We start from the raw sequence: 17,970 nt of genomic DNA, 5'->3' as shown, positions 1-17,970 counted from the left end.
CCTGGCGGCGAAGGGCCTCCAGCTCCTCGCGTAGTTGCTGGTTCTCGCGGGTCAGTTGGTTGACCTGGCTTTCGAGTTCTTCACTGCGTTGACGCCACTTCCCACCGAACATAAGGACTCCGGGAACAGAGAGGACAGGTTTCCAGCTTATCGCCTCGCCGCGGCGATTCTTGAACCGTTCAGCGCCCGCCGGCCGCGCGCTGGCGCAGGCCGTCCAGGTCCAGCAGCTCGATACCGCCGTAGATGAGGCGCACCAGGCCCAGCGCCTCCAGCTCCTTGAGGATCTGGTTGGTGGTCTGCCGGGAAATGGCCAGCATCTGCGCCAGTTGCTCCTGGGCCAGGTGGATCACCCGGCGCTGGCCGTCCGCCTCGCCGTAGCCCTCGGCGATCAGCAGCAGGCGCCGGGCCAGGCGCTGGGGCGCGGGCAGCAGGCTCATCTCTTCCAGGGCGATGAACGCCAGGCGCAGCTTCTGGCTCATCAGCAGGGCCATGTCGCGCCAGCGGGCCGGGTGCTGTTCCAGCAGGCGCAGCAGCGCCGCCTGGGGCACGTTGAGCAGGTGGCTGGGGCTTTCGGCAAAGGCGTCGTGGGTGCGCGGCTGGCCGTCGAACAGGCAGATCTCGCCGAACCAGTGGGGCGGCTCCACCAGTGCCAGCAGCGCTTCCTTGCCGTTCTCCGTGCTGCCGCCCACGCGGATCGCCCCGCCCAGCACCGCGTACAGGCCGCAGGGCGGATCGCCGCGGCGGAACAAGCGCTGCCCCGCCGCCAGTTCCAGCGGGCGCGCGGCACCCAGCAGGGCCTCGCGGAAGGCCTGCGGCAGGCTGGCGAACCAGTGGCCGGCGAGCAGGCGTTGGTGACAGTCGGAAAGTTCGGGCATGGCGGGCTGGGGTTTGTCGGCTAGGTGACAGAGGATAGGCCAGTGCAGGCGCCATTATCGACCGCACTGCCCGAACCCGAGGAAACAACAATGAAACCCCTCATCGATCACCTGAGCCAGTACGCCGACTACCACCGCGACCGGCGCAACATCTTCAGCCACTTCATCGGCATCCCCATGATCGTGGTCGCCGTGGCCGTGCTGTTGTCCCGCCCGGGCCTGCCCGTCGCCGGCCTGTGGCTGTCGCCCGCCAGCGTCGTGGCCCTGGCCGCCGCGCTGTTCTACTTCCGCCTCGACACGCGCTTCGGCGTGGTGATGACCGCGCTGCTCGGCCTCAGCCTCTGGGCCGGCCAGCACCTGGCCGTGCAGTCCACCGCCGTGTGGCTGGGCGCCGGGCTGGGGTTGTTCTTCGTCGGTTGGGTCATCCAGTTCATCGGCCACTACTATGAGGGCCGCAAGCCCGCCTTCGTCGACGACCTGATGGGGCTGGTGGTGGGCCCGCTGTTCGTGGTGGCGGAACTGGGCTTCATGCTCGGCCTGCGCAAGGAGGTGGAGCGCGCCATCGAGGAACGCTCCGGCCCCACCTGCATCCGCGAGAAAAAGGCCACCGCCTGAGCTGCTCTGTGGATAACCCGCGCTGCGACCCGTTCCCTCAACCCCCTGCCGCCAGCAACTGGGTGCTCATGGAGCGTGCGTGGCGGTCCACCATCATCGGTGCGTAGGGGCGGCCGGAGGCGCTGACCAGGGTGTTGCTCTGGCTGTTCATGTCGGCCAGCGCGGCCTTGAGGAAGCCCCAGCGGGTCTTCAACTTGCCCACCACCGGGTCGGCCTTGTCCAGGGGCTGGAGCTGGGCGTCGATGGCCGGCAGCAGGGTGCGCTCGTCCTGGCCGATGTAGGTGTCGCCGTTCTCCCGTGCGATCTCGAAGGTGCCGATGTAGGCGCGGCTGAGGTACTGCACGGCGAGGTACTCGACCTTGGCCGGCAGCTCGCCCTGGGGGGTGTTGCCGGGGGCGGCGCGGGCGGCGATCAGCAGGTCGCGCAGGGATTTGGCCAGCTCCTGGGGGAAGCGCCAGGGCACGTCCTCCTCGTTGTGGCCGTAGGAAACACCCTGCTGCAGCTGGGTAACAAGGGCGCGGTACTTCTGCCGAAGCCCGTCGCTGGGCTGCGGCACCGCCTGGAACGCGGCATCCAGGGCCTGGAGGTCGGCCTCGAAGCGGGCCTTGTGGGTCTCCTGGAAACCTTCGCCCCGGTACAGCAGCAGGCTGCTGGTGGCGCGGCAGGCGTGGACCTGGACCTGGTCGATGGGGGCCAGCTCGGCGGCCAGGGCCATCCCGGCCCCTGCAAGGCCCAGCAGCAATCCGATGAAAGCGCGTGATAGAGCGTCTGAAAGCATCCCGGCGTGCTCCTTTTCTTGTTGTTGTGAGCAGACGAAGGACGAGCCCGTGGGGCCCGCCCGGTGCGCGCACAGCCTACTGCGACGCGGGATGGACGGAATTACCCGAAAGAGTGATTTGGTGCCGGCGGGGCCTTCATTCCGACGGTCGAACCAGTTGGCGCAGGCGCTCGGCGCTCTCCGGGTCGGCGGGGAACAGGGTCTCCAGGGCCAGCTCCGAGAGGGTGATGTCCACCGGCGTGCCGAACACGGTGATGGTGCTGATGAAGCGGATCACCCCCAGCGGCGTGTCCAGCAGCAGCGGCACCAGCACCGCATCGCCGCTCGGCGTCTCTGCGCTGGGCGGCGCCGGGTAGGCCGCCAGCTCGGCATGCAGGGCGGCCAGGGCCTCGTCACCGCTCGCCTCCAGGTCCCGGCGCAGGCGCGCCAGCAGGTGGGCGCGCCAGGTGCCGAGGTTGAGGATGCGCGGCGCCAGCCCCTCGGGGTGCAGCGACAGGCGCAGGGCGTTGATCGGCGGCACCAGCAGCGCCGGCGAGACACCCGCCACCAGCGCCATCACCGCGTCGTTGGCGGCCAGCAGGTTCCAGTGCCGGTCGATGGCCAGGGCAGGGTTCGGCTCATGGGCCTTGAGCAGTTGCCTGATGGCCTGGCGGGCGGCGTCCAGGGCCGGGTCGTCGAGGCTGTGCTGCGGGTAGAGCGGGGCGAAGCCGGCGCTGGCCAGCAGCCGGTTGCGCTCGCGCAGGGGAATCTCCAGGTGCTCGGCCAGGTGCAGGAGCATCTCCCGGCTCGGCTGGGCCCGTCCGGTCTCGACGAAGCTCAGGTGGCGGGTGGAGATGTCGGCGCTGCAGGCCAGGTCGAGCTGGCTGAGGCGGCGGCGCTGGCGCCAGTGGCGCAGCAGGGCGCCGATGGGGAGAGTCGGTGCGTTCATGGCAGCGACGATAGTCGAGGCCGGTAGGGCTGGCCATTACCTGCCAGGTAATCGACGCGATGCTGCGGGACGGCGAATCCTCGGCCCATCGGCAGTGGCCTTCGCCGCCGCCTCGTCCAGCCAGGAGACTCGCCATGAACACCGTGCAACCGAATCCTCTGCTCCGCCGTGTCCTGCAACTCGATGCCCTGCTCAGCGGCGGCGCCGGCCTGTTGCTCTGCCTGGGGGCGGCGCCCCTGTCGGCCCTGCTGGGGCTGCCCCTCGCGCTGCTGCAGATCGCCGGCCTGCTGATGCTGCCCTGGTGCGGCGTGCTGCTGTGGATGGCCCGCCGCGCGCCCCTGGACCGGCGCGCGGTGTGGGCGGTGATCGCCGTCAACGCCGCCTGGGTGGTGGACAGCCTCCTGCTGCTGGCCAGCGGCTGGGTGCAGCCGACCTTCTGGGGTCAGGCCTTCGTCATCGCCCAGGCGCTGGCGGTGGTGCTGTTCGCCGAGCTGCAGTACCTGGGGCTGAAGCGCTCGGCCGAGGCGGTCTGTGGATAACCCGGGCAAGCCGGTCGCTGCTGTCCATCCACCCTGGGCGTTCGCTTGAGCGGGGTCCACCCCGCCCAGGGTCGCGCGCCCATGAAAAAGCCCCTCCGGGGAGGGGCTTGCGGGTCACCGGCTCAGAGCGAGGACGCGGCCTGCCAGGCCTTGGGCTTGAAGAACAGCGTCTCGCCGCGGGCCAGGCCCACCAGGCTGTCGTGATCCTTGACCACTTCGGCCTCGATCAGCTCGTCCTGCCCGTCCACCTTCAGGGTGACGCGGGTGATGGCGCCCAGCGGGCGGATGTCGCGCACTTCGGCGGCGCGGTGTTCGTCCACCGCCTGGCGCGACAGGGACACCTCGTGGGGGCGGAACAGCACGTGCTCGTCGCTGCCCAGGTAGAGGCGGTTGGAGTCACCGAGGAAGTGGTAGACGAAGTCGCTGGCCGGGTTCTCGTAGACCTCACCCGGGGCGCCGATCTGCTCGATCACGCCCTTGTTCATCACCACGATGCGGTCGGCCACTTCCATGGCTTCTTCCTGGTCGTGGGTGACGAACACGGAGGTCAGGTTGATCTCCTCGTGCAGGCGCGCCAGCCAGCGGCGCAGCTCCTTGCGCACCTTGGCGTCGAGGGCGCCGAAGGGTTCGTCCAGCAGCAGGATCTTCGGCTTCACCGCCAGGGCGCGGGCCAGGGCGATGCGCTGGCGCTGGCCGCCGGAGAGCTGCTCCGGGTAGCGGTCGGCGAGCCAGTCCAGCTGCACCATGTTCAGCAGCTCGTGGACCTTCTCGGCGATCTCCGGCTCGCTGGGGCGCTCGCCCTTGGGCTTCATGCGCAGGCCGAAGGCGACGTTGTCGAACACGCTCATGTGGCGGAACAGGGCGTAGTGCTGGAACACGAAGCCGACGTTGCGATCACGCACGTCGTGCTGGGAGACGTCCTCGCCGTGGAACACGATGTTGCCGGCGTCCGGGGTCTCCAGGCCGGCGATGATGCGCAGCAGGGTGGTCTTGCCGCAGCCGGACGGGCCGAGCAGGGCGACCAGCTCGCCGCTCTGGATGTCCAGGTTGATGGCGTTCAGCGCGCGGAAGGCGTTGAAGTTCTTGCTGACGTTACGGATTTCGATGGACATGGGTTACTCCTCCGCGTCGGCGTGACGTAGGCGGGACAGACGGGCTTCGCTCCACTGCTTGAGCAGCAGGATGAACAGCGCCAGGAGCAGCAGCAGGCTGGCGACGCTGAACGCGGCGACGTGGTTGTACTCGTTGTAGAGAATCTCGACGTGCAGGGGCAGGGTGTTGGTGACGCCGCGGATGTGGCCGGACACCACCGACACCGCGCCGAACTCGCCCATCGCCCGCGCGGTGCACAACACCACGCCGTAGATCAGGCCCCATTTGATGTTGGGCAGGGTCACGTGCCAGAACATCTGCCAGCCGTTGGCGCCCAGCAGGCGCGCGGCTTCCTCTTCCTGGGTGCCCTGTTCCTGCATCAGCGGGATCAGCTCGCGGGCGACGAAGGGCACGGTGACGAAGACGGTGGCCAGGACGATGCCGGGTAGGGCGAAGACGATCTGGATGTCATGCTCGCTCAGCCATTCGCCGAAGTAGCCCTGGGCGCCGAACAGCAGGATGTAGATCAGGCCGGCGATTACCGGGGAGACGGAGAAGGGCAGGTCGATCAGGGTGACCAGGATGCTCTTGCCACGGAACTCGAACTTGCTCACGCACCAGGCGGCGGCGACGCCGAACACCAGGTTCAGCGGCACGGAGATGCCCACGGCGATCAGCGTCAGCTTCAGGGCGGAGAGGGCGTCCGGTTCGAGGATGGCCTCGAAGAAGGTGCCGAAGCCCTGCTTCAGCGCCTCGCTCAGGACGATGTACAGCGGCAGCAGCAGGAACAGTGCGAACACCAGCCAGGCGGCGGCGATCAGCGCACGACGCCCCCAGACGTTGCCGCGACGGGCAGCGTTGGCGGAGGTGGCGGTCAGGGTAGCGGAACTCATGGCGGCCTCCTCAGGGGGTTTCGATGCGGCGCTGCAGCAGATTGATCAGCAGCAGCAGGATGAAGGAGACCACCAGCATCAGCACGCCGATGGCGGTGGCGCCGGCGTAGTCGTACTGGTCCAGCTTGACCATGATCAGCAGCGGCAGGATCTCGGTCTTCATCGGCATGTTGCCGGCGATGAAGATCACCGAGCCGTACTCGCCCACGCCCCGGGCGAAAGCCAGGGCAAAGCCGGTCAGCCAGGCGGGCAGCAGCGCCGGCAGGAGGATGTGGCGGAACACCTGCAGCGGCTTGGCGCCCAGGCAGGCGGCGGCCTCTTCCACCTCGCGGGGGATGTCGGCCAGCACCGGCTGCACCGTGCGCACCACGAAGGGCAGGGTGACGAAAGTCAGCGCCAGGGTGATGCCCAGCGGGGTGTAGGCGATCTTGAAGCCCAGGTCGGTGGCGAACTGGCCGACCACGCCGGCCGGCGCATACAGCGCGGTGAGGGCGATGCCGGCGACGGCAGTGGGCAGGGCGAAGGGCAGGTCGATCATGGCGTCGATGATCTTGCGCCCGGGGAAGTCGTAGCGCACCAGCACCCAGGCCAGCAGGGTACCGATCAGGCCGTTGATCACGGCGGCGGCCAGCGCGGTGCCGAAGCTCAGCTTCAGCGCGGCCAGCACACGGGGTGAACTGACGATGCCCCAGAACTGGGTCCAGCTCAGGTCGAAGGTCCGAAGGAACATGGCACCCAGCGGGATCAGGACCAGCAGGCTGAGGTACACCAGCGTGTAGCCCAGCGTCAGCCCGAAGCCGGGTATGACGGGGGAGATACGTCGAGACATCATCTGTCCTTTTTCTGCGTTGGAACGCTCAAGCCCGATGCCGGCCGTCGCTGGCCCGGGCACGGCAAAGGGAAGCTCGCGCTTCCCCTTGTCCGGGCGGGATTGGAGCCCGCCCTTGTTTCTGCTTCAGCGGCGCGTCATTGCGCCTGGTAGATCTGGTCGAAGATGCCGCCGTCGTTGAAGAACTTCGGTTGCGCTTCCTTCCAGCCGTTGAAGTCCTTGTCCACGGTCACCAGATCCAGTTTCGGGAACTGGTTGGCGAACTCGGCAGCGACCTTCTCGTTGCGCGGGCGGTAGAAGTTCTGCGCGGCGATGCGCTGGCCTTCCTCGCTGTACAGGTACTGCAGGTAGGCTTCGGCGACCTTGCGGGTGCCCTTCTTGTCGACGTTCTTGTCGACCACGGAAACCGGCGGCTCGGCGAGGATCGACAGGCTCGGCGCGACGATCTCGAAGTTCTCGCCACCCTGCTCCTTGAGGGCCAGGAAGGCTTCGTTCTCCCAGGCCAGCAGCACGTCGCCGATGTTGTTGTTGACGAAGGTGATGGTCGAACCGCGGGCGCCAGTGTCGAGAACCGGCACGTGCTTGTACAGGGCCTGCACGTATTCCTGGGCCTTGGCGTCGCTGCCGTACTGCTTCTTGGCCCAGGCCCAGGCGGCCAGGAAGTTCCAGCGGGCGCCGCCGGAGGTCTTCGGGTTCGGGGTGATGACTTCCACGCCTTCTTTGGTCAGGTCGCCCCAGTCCTTGATGCCCTTGGGGTTGCCCTTGCGCACCAGGAACACGATGGTCGAGGTGTAGGGGGTGCTGTTGTCCGGCAGGCGTGCCTGCCAGTTCTCGGGGATCAGCTTGCCGAGCTTCTGCAGCTCGTCGATATCGCCGGCCAGCGCCAGGGTCACCACGTCGGCCTTGAGGCCATCGATCACCGCACGGGCCTGCTTGCCCGAGCCACCGTGGGATTGCTGGATCTTCACGTCTTCGCCGCCCTGGGCTTTCCAGTGCTTGGCGAAGGCGGCGTTGTAGGCCTGGTACAGCTCACGGGTCGGGTCGTAGGAGACGTTGAGCAGTTCGGTCGCGGCGGCCACGGGGCCGACCACCAGGGTGGAGAGCAGGGCGCCGGCCAGGCTGGCCAGGGCAAAACGGCGGATGGACATGGAGGCTCCTCAGAATTTGGTCGTGTCGGCGAGGGTGTTGTTATTGGGCACGGCCGAGCGGCGACGTGCGTGTGGCCCGCCGATGTGGTCGGCGCGGCAGCCCTCCGGTGGTCCAGTCGGGCCTGTGTCTCAACCGTGCTTGGCCGGTTGCTGCAGGCGGAACTTTTCCTTGCGTTCGATCTGGACCACTTGCCCGTTGTGGACGGTGATCTCGACGGCACCGAACCGCAGGCCGTTCAGTGCACTCTGGATTTCGCGCAGGATGCTGGCCTCGTCCTGCCCGTCGATGCTACGGAGGGTTGCGCTCATGATCTTGCTCCTTGATGAGTGGCCCCGCGTCGATGAACAGGTTGTTCGCGTGGCGTGGGCGCATTTAAGCAAGGCGCAAATATTCTTAAAAATACTATTTAAGAATTTTTATATAACTTTCAGGCAGGTTGGCGTCAGATCAGCGGAATCTGCCCTGGGTGCTCCTGTGGGTGGGTCACCTGGTACCACTCCGCCTCCAGCTCCGCCGCCGGGCGCGGGCGGTTGAACAGGTAGCCCTGGCCCTGGTCGCAGCCCAGGCCCAGCAGCGTCTCGATCTGGTCCTGGCGCTCGATGCCTTCGGCCAGCACCTGCAGGCCCAGGCTGTGGCCGAGGGCGGTCACCGCGCGGGCGATGGCCATGTCGTCCTGGTCCTGGGGCAGGTTGCGCACGAAGCTCTGGTCGATCTTCAGCTTCTGCACCGGCAGGCGCTTGAGGCGCTGCAGGGAGGAATAGCCCGTGCCGAAGTCATCGATGGCCAGGCGCACGCCCAGGGCGCAGAGGCGCTGGAGCAGCTCCAGGGCAGTGTCCGGGTCTTCCATCACCGCGCTTTCGGTGATCTCCAGCTCCAGGCGCCCCGGCTCCAGGCCGGTTTCCTTGAGGACACGGGCGACGCGGGTGTCCAGCTCGCCCCGGCTGAACAGGCGGCAGGAGACGTTCACCGAGATGAACGAGAGCGCCAGGCCGCGCTCGCTCCAGGCCTGCATCTGGCGGCAGGCGCGCTCCAGCACCCAGGCGTCGATGGCGCCCACCAGGCCGCTTTCCTCTGCCACCGGGAGGAACTCGCCGGGCGGCACCAGCCCGCGTTGCGGGTGCTCCCAGCGCACCAGGGCCTCGGCGCCCAGCAGGCGACCGGTGGCCAGGGCGTGGATGGGCTGGAAGTAGACCCGCAGCTCGTCCCGCTCCAGGGCCTGGCGCAGGGCGCTGACCAGCTCCACCCGCTGGCGGGCCTGCTCGGTGAGGTCCTGGCTGTAGAAGGCGAACGTCTGGCGCCCGGCGCTCTTGGCCTTGAACAGGGCCGAGTCGGCGTTGCGCAGCACCTGCTCGACGTTGGTCGCGTCCCCCGGGAAGCGGGCGATACCCAGGCTGGCACTCATGAACAGCGCGCGGCCGCCGGATTCGAAGGGGGCCTCCAGGCGTTGCTGGATGCGCCCGGCGAGATCGGCGGCCTGCTCGGCGCTGCGTCGCTCGGCCAGCAGGCCGAACTCGTCGCCCCCCAGCCGGGCCAGGGTCATGCCGCCCTCGGCCAGCGGCCCCAGGCGTTCGCCCACGGCCTTGAGCAACTGGTCGCCGACGTTGTGGCCGAGGCTTTCGTTGATGTGCTTGAAGTGGTCCAGGTCCAGCAGCACCACGATGCCCTCGCTGCCTTCCCGACGGGCGCGCTCCAGGGCGTGCTCCACGCGCTCGGTGAACAGCAGGCGGTTGGGCAGGCCGGTCAGCGGGTCGTGGTGGGCGAGGAAGTCCAGCTCGTTCTGCGAGCGCTTGATGGCGCTGATGTCGGAGAACACCGCCACGTAGTGGGTCAGCGCCCCGTCTTCGTCGTGGATGGCGCGGATGTTCTGCCACAGCGGGTAGGTCTCGCCGTTGCGCCGGCGGTTCCAGATCTCCCCGCTCCACTCGTTGCGGTTGGCCAGGGCGTTCCACATCGACTGGTAGAACGTTCCATCGTGCCGGCCGGACTTGAACAGCATCGGCGTACGGCCGATCACCTCCTCCTCGCTGTAGCCGGTGATGCGGGCGAAGGCCCGGTTGACGTGGACGATGCGCTGCTCCGCGTCAGTGACCAGCACCCCTTCCTGGGTGCTGTCGAACACCGCCGCCGCCTGGCGCAGGCTGGCGTCCTGCTCCCGGCGCGCCTGCAGGTACGCCCTCAGGCGGCGCAGGTACAGGCAGATCAGCAGGTAGAGGAAGGCGCTGCTGAGCAGTACGAAGAACAGGCCCTTCGCCGATTGCAGCAGGTCGCGCTGGGCATCGCCGAGCGGCAGCTGGCGCAGCAGGTAGTCACTGAAGATGACCCACAGGCAGGACAGCAGGAAGTAGGGCAACACCACGCGCATGGCGCTGAATCGGGCTCTCATGGGGTGGTCGGGGCCGTGTCGGATTTGTGATCGATTGCGCATTATAGATGAACGCGCATTCATCTCTTTCTTATCTAAAGAACAGGATGGTTTTCTCACGAAGCATGGGGATAATGAGGTCGTTTGTCCGACAAATCATCGCGGGCAGATCTCGTTCCTTCTTCCCCCGAGGTTATGCACCCCATGTGGTACAACGGTTTTCTCGACCTGTCGGCCTGGCAGCTCGTGGCAGTCACCCTGGTGATGACGCACATCACCATCGTCAGCGTCACGGTCTACCTGCATCGCTACTCCGCCCATCGATCCCTCGAACTCCACCCGGCCCTCAAGCACTTCTTCCGTTTCTGGCTGTGGATGACCACCGCCATGAACACCCGTGAGTGGACGGCCATCCACCGCAAGCACCACGCCAAGTGCGAAACCGTGGACGATCCCCACAGCCCCGTGCACAAGGGCCTGTCCACCGTGCTGCGGCGCGGCGCGGAACTCTACCGCGAAGAGGCCCGCAACGAGGAGACCCTGCGCATCTACGGCAAGAACTGCCCGGATGACTGGCTCGAACGCAACGTCTACTCGCGCTACCCCATCGGCGGCGTGACCCTGATGGCGATCATCGACCTGGCGCTGTTCGGCGCCGCCGGCATGACCGTCTGGGCCGTGCAGATGATGTGGATCCCCGTCTGGGCCGCCGGCGTCATCAACGGCCTCGGCCATGCCATCGGCTACCGCAACTTCGAATGCCGCGACGCCGCCACCAACCTGGTGCCCTGGGGCATCCTCATCGGCGGTGAAGAGCTGCACAACAACCACCACACCTACCCCAACTCCGCCAAGCTCTCGGTGAAGAAGTGGGAGTTCGACCTCGGCTGGGCCTGGATCAAGCTGTTCAGCCTGCTCGGCCTGGCCAAGGTGCAGCGCGTCGCGCCCATCGCCCATCGCGTGGAAGGCAAGGGCAGCCTGGACATGGACACCGCCATGGCCATCCTCAACAACCGCTTCCAGATCATGGCCCAGTACCGCCGCCTGGTGATCGCCCCGCTGGTGAAGCAGGAGCTGGCCAAGGCCGACGAGTCGGTCCGCCACCTGTTCCGCCGCGCCAAGCGCCTGCTCTCCCGCGAGACCAGCCTGCTGGACGACGGCCACCACGCCCGCATCGCCGCCATGCTGGAGCAGAGCCAGGCCCTGCGCACCATCTACGAGAAGCGCCTGGCCCTGCAGCACATCTGGGCCAAGACCAGCGCCAACGGCCACGAGATGCTCGAAGCCATCAAGCAGTGGGTGCACGAGGCCGAGGCCAGCGGCATCCAGTCCCTGCGGGACTTCGCCGAGCAGCTCAAGACCTACTCGCTGCGCCCGGCGACTGCCTGAGGTCCAGCGGGTTACGGAAAGGCCGGCACATGCCGGCCTTTTTCATGCCCGCGCATCACGCCCTCCACCCAACGAGCGCGCAAAAAAAAGCCGCCCGGGGAGGGGCGGCTGGAACAAGACACCGGGCGGGTTAGGAGCGGATACCCGGTGTCAGGAGGTCAGGGAAGGAAGGAAACGCGGTCAATCAGCTGTCCTGGGCGGTGTCGGCCGGTTGCTCGGCACCCTGGCGGGCGACGGCCTGCTCGTGGGCGGCGTCGATGGCGCGCTGCTGATACTGCGCATTTCGCGCAACAAAGGCGGAGGACTCTTCAGCGAAGGAGAACTGGGCGAAGGACAGGGCGAAAGCGGCGAAGCTGGCAGTAATGAAGAGATTGCGGTGCATGGCGTGATCCTCGGCGGGACGCATCTGGGAACGGGGGCCATCTTAGGCGCCGGCCCCACCCGGAAAAACCGCCAGGCAGGTGAATCACAATTGCTTCTAGCGCAACAATGAATTCGGTCGCGCCCAGTGCCGAGGATCGTCCAGCACCGCGTCGTCCTGGGCGAACAGCGGGGGCAGTTCGGCCTTGAGGAAGTCCACCCAGGTGCGGATCTTCGCGTCGATGAAGTGCCGCGACGGGTAGATCGCATAGATGTTGCGCTCGCGCAGGCGGTGTTCCGGCAACAGCCGCAGCAGGCTGCCTTCGCGCAAGGGCTGGCAGGCGACGAAGGAGGGCAGCAGGCAGAAGCCCATGCCGGCCTGGGCCGCCCGCGCCAGGGACTCGGCCACGTTCACCTGGAAGGCCTCCGCCGGCAGCACGTCGTATTCGCCGTGCTCGTCGCTCAGGGTCCAGTTGTCCTGGTAGAGCGGGTCCAGCAGGCGCAGGTAGCGGTGCCGGCGCAGGTCCGCCGGGCCGCTGGGCACGCCGTGACGGGCCAGGTAGTCGGGCGAGGCGCAGAGCACGCTGTACATCTGCCCCAGTGACTGGGCGATGCGCTGGGAGTCCGGCAGCTCGCGGGCGAAGGTCAGCACCACGTCCTGGCCGTCCTCGATGGGGTCGGGGTTGCGCTGCGACAGCGTCAGCTCCACCACCACCTCCGGGTACAGCGCGCTGTAGCGGGCCACCAGCCCGGTGACGTGCTGCAGGCCGAGGCCGGTCATGGTGTGCACCCGCAGGCGGCCGCTGGGCTTGAGGTGCGCCCCGCGCGCCTCGGCAGCGGCCTGGTCCACCTCGTCGAGGATCGAGCGGCAGCGCTGCAGGTAGCGCTCACCCACTTCCGTCAGCCCCAGGCGCCGCGTGGTGCGGTGCAGCAGCCGGGCCTGCAGTTGCTGCTCCAGCTCCGACACCAGGCGCGACACCTGGGCGGTGGACAGGTCCAGGGCCTGGGCGGCGGCCGTGAAGCTGCCGGTCTCGATGACGCGAACGAACACACGCATGCTGTTCAGGGTGTCCATTGTTACTCCTCGCGCAAGGCTGCTTCTCTGGGGACGCGGATTATCAGGGAAAAGCGGCCCAATATACTGCTGTGCCGAACTGTTTCCCATTTCGCTGGTGTGCCGCCTTCCGGCCCGTTCCGTGGCCTTGCGGCCTGTTCGTCCAGCGCCGCCAGAGGTAATTCATGACCCCCGATCAACGCTTCGCGCGCCGGGTCCGCGCCGCCATCGTCGCCTTCGTCCTGCTGTTCGCCTACTTCCTCGCCGCCGACCTGTGGATGCCCGTCACGCCCCAGGCCCAGCTGACCCGTCCGGTGGTGCGCCTGGCGCCCCGCGTCAGTGGCCAGGTGCTGGACGTGGCCGTGGCCAACAACCGCCACGTCGAGGCCGGCCAGGTGCTGTTCCGCCTCGACCCCGAGCCCTACCGCCTCGCCGTGGCCGCCGCCGAGCTGGTCGTGGAGGCGGCCGCGCGGGACAACGCCGAGCTGGACGCCGGCCTCGCCGCCGCCCGGGCCTCGCTGCACGCCGCCGAGGTGACCGCCCGCGAGCTGGAGCGCGAGACCGACCGCCTTGCACGCCTGGTGCAGACCCAGCACGTCTCCCGCCAGCTCTACGAACAGACCGAGTCACGCCGCAGCGCCGCCCGCGCCGACGTCCTCGCCGCCCAGGCACGCATCCGCGAGCAGGAGGCCCGCCGGGGCACCGCTGGCGCCGACAACCTGCGCCTGCGCCAGGCCCGCAACCAGCTGGAGCAGGCCCGCCTGCAACTGGCCTACACCGAGGTCCGCGCCGAGCGCGCCGGGGTGGTCAGCAACCTGCAGCTCTCGCCGGGCGCCTACGTCGCCGCCGGCACCCCGGTGGCGGCCCTGGTGGCCGACGAGGTGGACATCAGCGCCGACTTCCGCGAAAAGGCCCTGCGCTATGTCGGCCCGGGCGATGCCGCCGCCGTGGTCTTCGACGCCTGGCCGGGGCACATCTTCCCGGCCCGGGTCAGCGCCATCGACGCCGGCGTGCGCGAGGGCCAGCTCGATGCCAACGGGGACCTGGCGGCTCCCGCCAGCTCCGACCGCTGGGTCCGCGATGCCCAGCGCCAGCGCCTGCACGTGGTGCTGGAGCAGGCGCCCGAGGCGCCCCTGCCCAGCGGCGCCAAGGCCACGGTGCAGCTCTACCCCCACGACTCGCCGCTGGCCAGCGCCCTGGGCCGCGCGCAGATCCGCCTCATCGCCTGGCTCCACTACATCTACTGAGTCCGACAATGAAGCGCGCCCTCGACGAAAACGGCCTGCGCCAGTGCCTACGCCTGGCCTGCGGCGGCACCCTCGGGCTGTTCATCTGCAAGCTGATGAACTGGGACAACGGCTCGTTCTTCTGCGTCTACCCCATGCTGCTGCTCGGCCTGGTGCCCACCCTCAACGCCCACCTGATCCGCCAGTTCCTCGCCCAGGCGGTGCTGGTGAGCCTGGAGACACTGGTCATCTACGGCCTGTTCGGCGACCGCCCGCTGCTCATCGTGCCCCTGGTGTTCCTTGCCTTCTTCTGGCGCTTCGCCCTCATGGCGCGTGGCCCGCTGTTCCTGTTCGGCGCCCTGGGCTGCGTGTTCCTCTCCATGCAGCTGCACTTCGCCAGCTACCCCGACACCCACCTCTACGACCTGGTGGTCAGCAACCTGGTGGCCGCCGGCCTCACAGTGCTGATCGCCTGGCTGATGTTCTACTGCTTCCCCGACGCCGAGCCGCGCGCACCCCGCGTCCTCCCGGAGAAGGACCTGCCCAGCCGGCGCCACGAGGCCGTGCTCGGCGCCAGCCTCGCCACGCTGTCCTTCATGCTCTTCCAGACCCTCGACCTCAGGGACTCGCTGTCGGCCCAGATCGCCTCGATCCTGGTGCTGTTTCCGATGCACTGGCACGGCATCCGCTTCGCCGGGCGTATCCGCGCCCTCGGAACCCTGCTCGGCTGCGTCATCGCCCTCAGCCTGCAACTGCTGCTCTACGACCACTACGACGTACTACCGCTCGTCACCTCGCTGTACTGGATCGCCGCGTTTTTCTGTGCCCGGGTGCACGTATTGGAGGGTGCACAGGGGGTTGGCTTCGGCGCGTTGACAACTTTGGCCATCGTTTTCGGTCAATACCTGACGCCGAGTCACGACATGATGTTCAGCCTGGCCTATCGGCTCAGTTCGGTTTGCGTAGCGGTCTTCGTCACCCTCCTTGCGGTGTTCGTCCTACACCGGCTCCTCAACCGTTTTGCCGCCACCCGCCACCAGAGCCATGCTTGATTCGGCCTTGCCCCGCCTGCCCGGGATGGGCGGGCTCAACCCGATCGAGGACGCGAAGGAAGGCTATGGGACGGATGGAAAACCTGGACGAAATACCCAGCGAGGCGGAAAAGCTCACCCTGGCGCTGCTGCACAGCCGGGGTGAGGTGGAGCGCCTGCGCGAACGCGAGGCGCTGTTCAACGTGCTCCTGGGCAGCGTCAACGCCGTGCTCTGGGCGCTGGACTGGGAGGCGCAGAAGATCGTCTACGTCAGCCCCCACTACGAGCGCCTGTTCGGCCGCCCGGCCGAGCTGCTGATGGTGGACGTCAACGAATGGCGCAACTGCATCTACCCCGACGACGTCGAGTACGCCGCCAGCAGCCTCGCCCAGGTGCTGGAGAAGGGCGCCATCGAGGCGCGCGAGTACCGCATCATCCGTGGTGACGGCCAGGTGCGCTGGCTCAGCGACAAGTGCTTCGTCAGCCGCCAGGGCCAGGCCGGGCAGACCACCCTGGTGGTGGGCATCGCCGAAGACATCACCGAGAAGAAGACCCTGGAGGCCGAGCTGCAGCGCCTGGCCACCACCGACGTGCTGACCGGCACCAGCAACCGCCGGCACTTCTTCGAATGCGCCCAGCGCGAGTTCGACGTCGCCGAGCGCTACGAGCGCTCCCTGGCCTTCCTGCTGCTGGACATCGATGACTTCAAGCAGATCAACGACACCTTCGGCCACCAGGTGGGCGACGTGGTGCTGCAGCGCATCGCCCAGTGCGGCGCCGGTGCCCTGCGGCGGGTCGACCACTTCGGCCGCATCGGCGGCGAGGAGTTCGCCGCCGTGTTCCCCGGCTGCGACCCGGCCCAGGCCCTGCAGGTGGCCGAGCGCCTGGAGCGCGAAGTGCAGCGGCTGTCGTTCAGCGCCAACGGCAAGGTGTTCAACGTCACCCTCAGCCAGGGCCTCACCACCCTGCGCCCCGGCGACACCCTCGAACAGCTCTACACCCGCGCCGACGAGGCCATGTACACCGCCAAGCGCAGCGGCAAGAACCGCATCGTCCAGGTCTAGCCACCCGGGCGATCCGGGGTTCGTGCCGTAGGGGCGGCTTCAGCCGCCAAGCGGGCCGCAGGCCCGCCCTTCGGAATCCATGGGACCGCTATGCGGTCCTTGGGCGAATGAATTCGCCCCTACAGGTTCATCGCCACCACGGTCCACCCTGCGCCCCCATTCTTCGCGCTCGCCCTACGGCTGGAACGGCGACTCGCTGAGGATCACCCCCGTCTCGTCCACATAGCGCTGCCAGGCCTCGATCAGCCCGGCCAGCGCTTCCGGCCGCTCCTGGGCCAGGTCGTGGATTTCCCCCGGGTCCTTCTCCAGGTCGTACAGCTGCCAGGTTTCCGGCCCCACCGGCGCGGGGATGTACACCGCCTTCAGGTGCCCCTGGCGGATGGCACGCATGCCGAACAGCTCCCAGCCGGTGGCCGTCCTGCCGTCGTGCACCTGGGGCGTCTCGCCCGAGAGGTAGCCGAGCCAGGAGCGCCCGCGCACCGGCGCCACCTCGCGGCCGCGCCAGCGGGTGCCCGGGTGGCGCACGCCGGCCAGGTCCAGCACCGTCGGGGTGATGTCCATCACCGTGGCGAAGGTGTGGCTCACTTGCTTCTGCCGGCGCAGCTGTGGATAACGCACCAGCGCCGGCACGCGGATGCCGCCCTCGGTGGTGAAGGCCTTGTACAGGCGCGACGGCGCCGTGGCCGCCTGGGCCCAGCGCGGGCCGTACCAGACGTAGGAATTGGCGCGGCCGATGTTCTCCAGGCTGTTGTCGTAGTGCTGGTCGAGGAAGCTCTTCAGGTTCGGGCCGAACTTGGGGAAGGCCTCCAGCAGCGCGCCCTCGGCGCCGTTGTCGGACATGAAGAGGATGAAGGTGTCGTCCTCCAGGCCCTGTTGGCGCAGGTAGTCCAGCACCCGGCCGATGTTCCAGTCCATACGCTCCACCATCGCCGCATAGACCTCCATGGTCCGCGCCGACACCTGGCGTTCCGCCTCGCTCAGCGCGTCCCACTCGGCGCTGATCGCCCGCACCGGGTGCGCTTCCACATCCGCCGCCACCAGCCCCAGCGCCTTGAGCTTCTCCAGGCGTTCCAGGCGCAGCGCCTCGGGCCCGGCGTCGTAGCGGCCCCGGTAGTTATCCACAACCTCGGCTGGCGCCTGCAGCGGCCAGTGCGGCGCCGAGAAGGGCAGGTAGGCGAAGAACGGTCGGCTCTGGTCGCGCTCCTTCAGGTACTGGATCAGCCGGTCGGCGAAGGCGTCGGAGGAATAGAAACCCTCCGGCAACTGCTCGATGAAGCGGTCGTCTTCCACATACAGCGCCGGCGTCGCCTTGAGGATGCCCGGCGTGGTCTCGTCGTAGGGCGGCTCGTAGCCATAGTGGTTGGCCGCCCCCGGCAGCAGCGAGAAGGAGCGCTCGAAGCCCCGTGCATGGGGCGCCCGCTCGGCAGTCAGGCCCAGGTGCCACTTGCCGGACATCAGCGTCTGGTAGCCCGCTTCGCGCAGCAGCTCCGGCAGCGCCACCACGCGGTCGTTGAGGTAGCCCTCGTAGCCCGGCTTGCCGATCAGCTCCGGGGTCAGCGCCTCGGCCATGGTGCCGATGCCGGCGATGTGGTGGTCGGTGCCGGTGAGCAGCATCGAGCGGGTCGGCGAGCAGGTGGGCGCGGTGTGGAAGTCGGTCAGGCGCAGGCCGTCGAAGGCCAGGCGGTCCAGGTTCGGCGTGGCGATCTCGCCGCCGAAGGCGCCCAGGTCGGAGAAGCCCAGGTCGTCGGCGACGATGATCAGGAAGTTCGGGCGTTTGCTCATGGAG

General features: G+C 68.1%; 18 protein-coding genes. 6 read left to right on the top strand and 12 right to left on the bottom strand.

What is annotated here, in order from left to right; translation table 11 throughout:
• Positions 1–179: 179 nt before the first annotated feature.
• Complete coding sequence (locus tag BM198_RS22060; RefSeq protein WP_074972423.1) at positions 180–875, bottom strand: Crp/Fnr family transcriptional regulator; 696 nt, start codon at positions 873–875, stop codon at positions 180–182.
• A 90-nt stretch (positions 876–965) separates the two neighbouring features.
• Between BM198_RS22060 and BM198_RS22055 the strand changes: the two genes are divergently transcribed.
• Complete coding sequence (locus BM198_RS22055) at positions 966–1,490, top strand: Mpo1 family 2-hydroxy fatty acid dioxygenase (protein WP_074972421.1); 525 nt, start codon at positions 966–968, stop codon at positions 1,488–1,490.
• A gap of 37 nt (positions 1,491–1,527) precedes the next feature.
• Here the strand turns inward: BM198_RS22055 and BM198_RS22050 are convergent, their stop codons facing one another.
• Together BM198_RS22050 and BM198_RS22045 are read right to left on the bottom strand one after the other, a co-directional pair.
• Positions 1,528–2,268, bottom strand: a complete 741-nt coding sequence (locus tag BM198_RS22050; RefSeq protein ID WP_074972419.1) for a hypothetical protein — start codon at positions 2,266–2,268, stop codon at positions 1,528–1,530.
• Positions 2,269–2,404: 136 nt separating this feature from the next.
• Complete coding sequence (locus tag BM198_RS22045) at positions 2,405–3,196, bottom strand: helix-turn-helix domain-containing protein (RefSeq protein WP_074972417.1); 792 nt, start codon at positions 3,194–3,196, stop codon at positions 2,405–2,407.
• Positions 3,197–3,330: 134 nt separating this feature from the next.
• Here BM198_RS22045 and BM198_RS22040 point away from each other — a divergent pair, with 134 nt between their 5' ends.
• Positions 3,331–3,735: a hypothetical protein gene (locus tag BM198_RS22040; RefSeq protein WP_044401991.1), complete on the top strand. Its 405-nt coding sequence runs from the start codon at positions 3,331–3,333 to the stop codon at positions 3,733–3,735.
• A gap of 122 nt (positions 3,736–3,857) precedes the next feature.
• Here the strand turns inward: BM198_RS22040 and BM198_RS22035 are convergent, their stop codons facing one another.
• The 6 genes from BM198_RS22035 to dibA all read right to left on the bottom strand — a co-directional run bounded on the left by BM198_RS22035 (position 3,858) and on the right by dibA (position 10,081).
• Positions 3,858–4,847, bottom strand: coding sequence for a sulfate/molybdate ABC transporter ATP-binding protein (locus BM198_RS22035; protein WP_044401994.1), 990 nt, complete (start codon positions 4,845–4,847; stop codon positions 3,858–3,860).
• Between the two features lie 3 nt (positions 4,848–4,850).
• A complete protein-coding gene (cysW, locus tag BM198_RS22030) occupies positions 4,851–5,720 on the bottom strand; it encodes a sulfate ABC transporter permease subunit CysW (protein WP_074972415.1) in 870 nt (289 codons plus the stop codon).
• 10 nt (positions 5,721–5,730) lie between these two features.
• Entirely contained in the window at positions 5,731–6,549 is an 819-nt protein-coding gene (gene cysT, locus BM198_RS22025; protein ID WP_074972413.1) for a sulfate ABC transporter permease subunit CysT, read from the bottom strand.
• Positions 6,550–6,686: 137 nt separating this feature from the next.
• Entirely contained in the window at positions 6,687–7,697 is a 1,011-nt protein-coding gene (locus BM198_RS22020) for a sulfate ABC transporter substrate-binding protein (RefSeq protein WP_074972411.1), read from the bottom strand.
• A 129-nt stretch (positions 7,698–7,826) separates the two neighbouring features.
• Positions 7,827–8,006: a sulfur starvation response protein OscA gene (oscA, locus tag BM198_RS22015; RefSeq protein ID WP_044402006.1), complete on the bottom strand. Its 180-nt coding sequence runs from the start codon at positions 8,004–8,006 to the stop codon at positions 7,827–7,829.
• 134 nt (positions 8,007–8,140) lie between these two features.
• Positions 8,141–10,081, bottom strand: a complete 1,941-nt coding sequence (gene dibA, locus BM198_RS22010) for a phosphodiesterase DibA (protein WP_074972409.1) — start codon at positions 10,079–10,081, stop codon at positions 8,141–8,143.
• A 183-nt stretch (positions 10,082–10,264) separates the two neighbouring features.
• On the opposite strand from dibA, the gene desA reads away from it, so the two are divergent.
• On the top strand, positions 10,265–11,449 hold the full coding sequence (desA, locus tag BM198_RS22005; RefSeq protein WP_074972406.1) for a delta-9 fatty acid desaturase DesA: 1,185 nt from the start codon (positions 10,265–10,267) through the stop codon (positions 11,447–11,449).
• A gap of 184 nt (positions 11,450–11,633) precedes the next feature.
• On the opposite strand, the gene BM198_RS22000 is transcribed toward desA, so the two are convergent.
• Complete coding sequence (locus BM198_RS22000) at positions 11,634–11,831, bottom strand: hypothetical protein (protein WP_044402015.1); 198 nt, start codon at positions 11,829–11,831, stop codon at positions 11,634–11,636.
• A 96-nt stretch (positions 11,832–11,927) separates the two neighbouring features.
• Positions 11,928–12,884 (bottom strand): LysR family transcriptional regulator, encoded by a 957-nt coding sequence (locus BM198_RS21995; protein WP_044402018.1) that lies wholly within the window; start codon positions 12,882–12,884, stop codon positions 11,928–11,930.
• 164 nt (positions 12,885–13,048) lie between these two features.
• Here BM198_RS21995 and BM198_RS21990 point away from each other — a divergent pair, with 164 nt between their 5' ends.
• The 3 genes from BM198_RS21990 (at position 13,049) to BM198_RS21980 (ending at position 16,184) form a co-directional block, all read left to right on the top strand.
• The gene (locus BM198_RS21990) at positions 13,049–14,110 is read left to right on the top strand and encodes an HlyD family secretion protein (RefSeq protein ID WP_074972404.1); all 1,062 of its coding nucleotides are present in this window, start codon (positions 13,049–13,051) and stop codon (positions 14,108–14,110) included.
• 8 nt (positions 14,111–14,118) lie between these two features.
• Positions 14,119–15,141 carry a DUF2955 domain-containing protein gene (locus BM198_RS21985; protein WP_074972402.1) on the top strand — a complete coding sequence of 341 codons (1,023 nt, stop codon included), beginning with the start codon at positions 14,119–14,121 and terminating at the stop codon, positions 15,139–15,141.
• A gap of 74 nt (positions 15,142–15,215) precedes the next feature.
• Positions 15,216–16,184 carry a GGDEF domain-containing protein gene (locus BM198_RS21980; protein ID WP_044402027.1) on the top strand — a complete coding sequence of 323 codons (969 nt, stop codon included), beginning with the start codon at positions 15,216–15,218 and terminating at the stop codon, positions 16,182–16,184.
• Between the two features lie 174 nt (positions 16,185–16,358).
• Here the strand turns inward: BM198_RS21980 and BM198_RS21975 are convergent, their stop codons facing one another.
• A complete protein-coding gene (locus BM198_RS21975; RefSeq protein ID WP_044402030.1) occupies positions 16,359–17,966 on the bottom strand; it encodes an arylsulfatase in 1,608 nt (535 codons plus the stop codon).
• Positions 17,967–17,970: the final 4 nt, after the last annotated feature.

This window comes from Metapseudomonas otitidis (assembly GCF_900111835.1).
Classification (GTDB): domain Bacteria; phylum Pseudomonadota; class Gammaproteobacteria; order Pseudomonadales; family Pseudomonadaceae; genus Metapseudomonas; species Metapseudomonas otitidis.
Note: the sequence above shows the minus strand (reverse complement) of the source record. Positions and strands in the feature narration are given on the sequence as shown.

Bases quoted from the DNA above. Each gene is read 5' to 3' on its own strand.
- BM198_RS22060 (WP_074972423.1), bottom strand. From the start codon at position 875: ATGCCCGAACTTTCCGACTGTCACCAACGCCTGCTCGCCGGCCACTGG.
- BM198_RS22055 (WP_074972421.1), top strand. From the start codon at position 966: ATGAAACCCCTCATCGATCACCTGAGCCAGTACGCCGACTACCACCGC.
- BM198_RS22050 (WP_074972419.1), bottom strand. From the start codon at position 2,268: ATGCTTTCAGACGCTCTATCACGCGCTTTCATCGGATTGCTGCTGGGC.
- BM198_RS22045 (WP_074972417.1), bottom strand. From the start codon at position 3,196: ATGAACGCACCGACTCTCCCCATCGGCGCCCTGCTGCGCCACTGGCGC.
- BM198_RS22040 (WP_044401991.1), top strand. From the start codon at position 3,331: ATGAACACCGTGCAACCGAATCCTCTGCTCCGCCGTGTCCTGCAACTC.
- BM198_RS22035 (WP_044401994.1), bottom strand. From the start codon at position 4,847: ATGTCCATCGAAATCCGTAACGTCAGCAAGAACTTCAACGCCTTCCGC.
- cysW (WP_074972415.1), bottom strand. From the start codon at position 5,720: ATGAGTTCCGCTACCCTGACCGCCACCTCCGCCAACGCTGCCCGTCGC.
- cysT (WP_074972413.1), bottom strand. From the start codon at position 6,549: ATGTCTCGACGTATCTCCCCCGTCATACCCGGCTTCGGGCTGACGCTG.
- BM198_RS22020 (WP_074972411.1), bottom strand. From the start codon at position 7,697: ATGTCCATCCGCCGTTTTGCCCTGGCCAGCCTGGCCGGCGCCCTGCTC.
- oscA (WP_044402006.1), bottom strand. From the start codon at position 8,006: ATGAGCGCAACCCTCCGTAGCATCGACGGGCAGGACGAGGCCAGCATC.
- dibA (WP_074972409.1), bottom strand. From the start codon at position 10,081: ATGAGAGCCCGATTCAGCGCCATGCGCGTGGTGTTGCCCTACTTCCTG.
- desA (WP_074972406.1), top strand. From the start codon at position 10,265: ATGTGGTACAACGGTTTTCTCGACCTGTCGGCCTGGCAGCTCGTGGCA.
- BM198_RS22000 (WP_044402015.1), bottom strand. From the start codon at position 11,831: ATGCACCGCAATCTCTTCATTACTGCCAGCTTCGCCGCTTTCGCCCTG.
- BM198_RS21995 (WP_044402018.1), bottom strand. From the start codon at position 12,884: ATGGACACCCTGAACAGCATGCGTGTGTTCGTTCGCGTCATCGAGACC.
- BM198_RS21990 (WP_074972404.1), top strand. From the start codon at position 13,049: ATGACCCCCGATCAACGCTTCGCGCGCCGGGTCCGCGCCGCCATCGTC.
- BM198_RS21985 (WP_074972402.1), top strand. From the start codon at position 14,119: ATGAAGCGCGCCCTCGACGAAAACGGCCTGCGCCAGTGCCTACGCCTG.
- BM198_RS21980 (WP_044402027.1), top strand. From the start codon at position 15,216: ATGGAAAACCTGGACGAAATACCCAGCGAGGCGGAAAAGCTCACCCTG.
- BM198_RS21975 (WP_044402030.1), bottom strand. From the start codon at position 17,966: ATGAGCAAACGCCCGAACTTCCTGATCATCGTCGCCGACGACCTGGGC.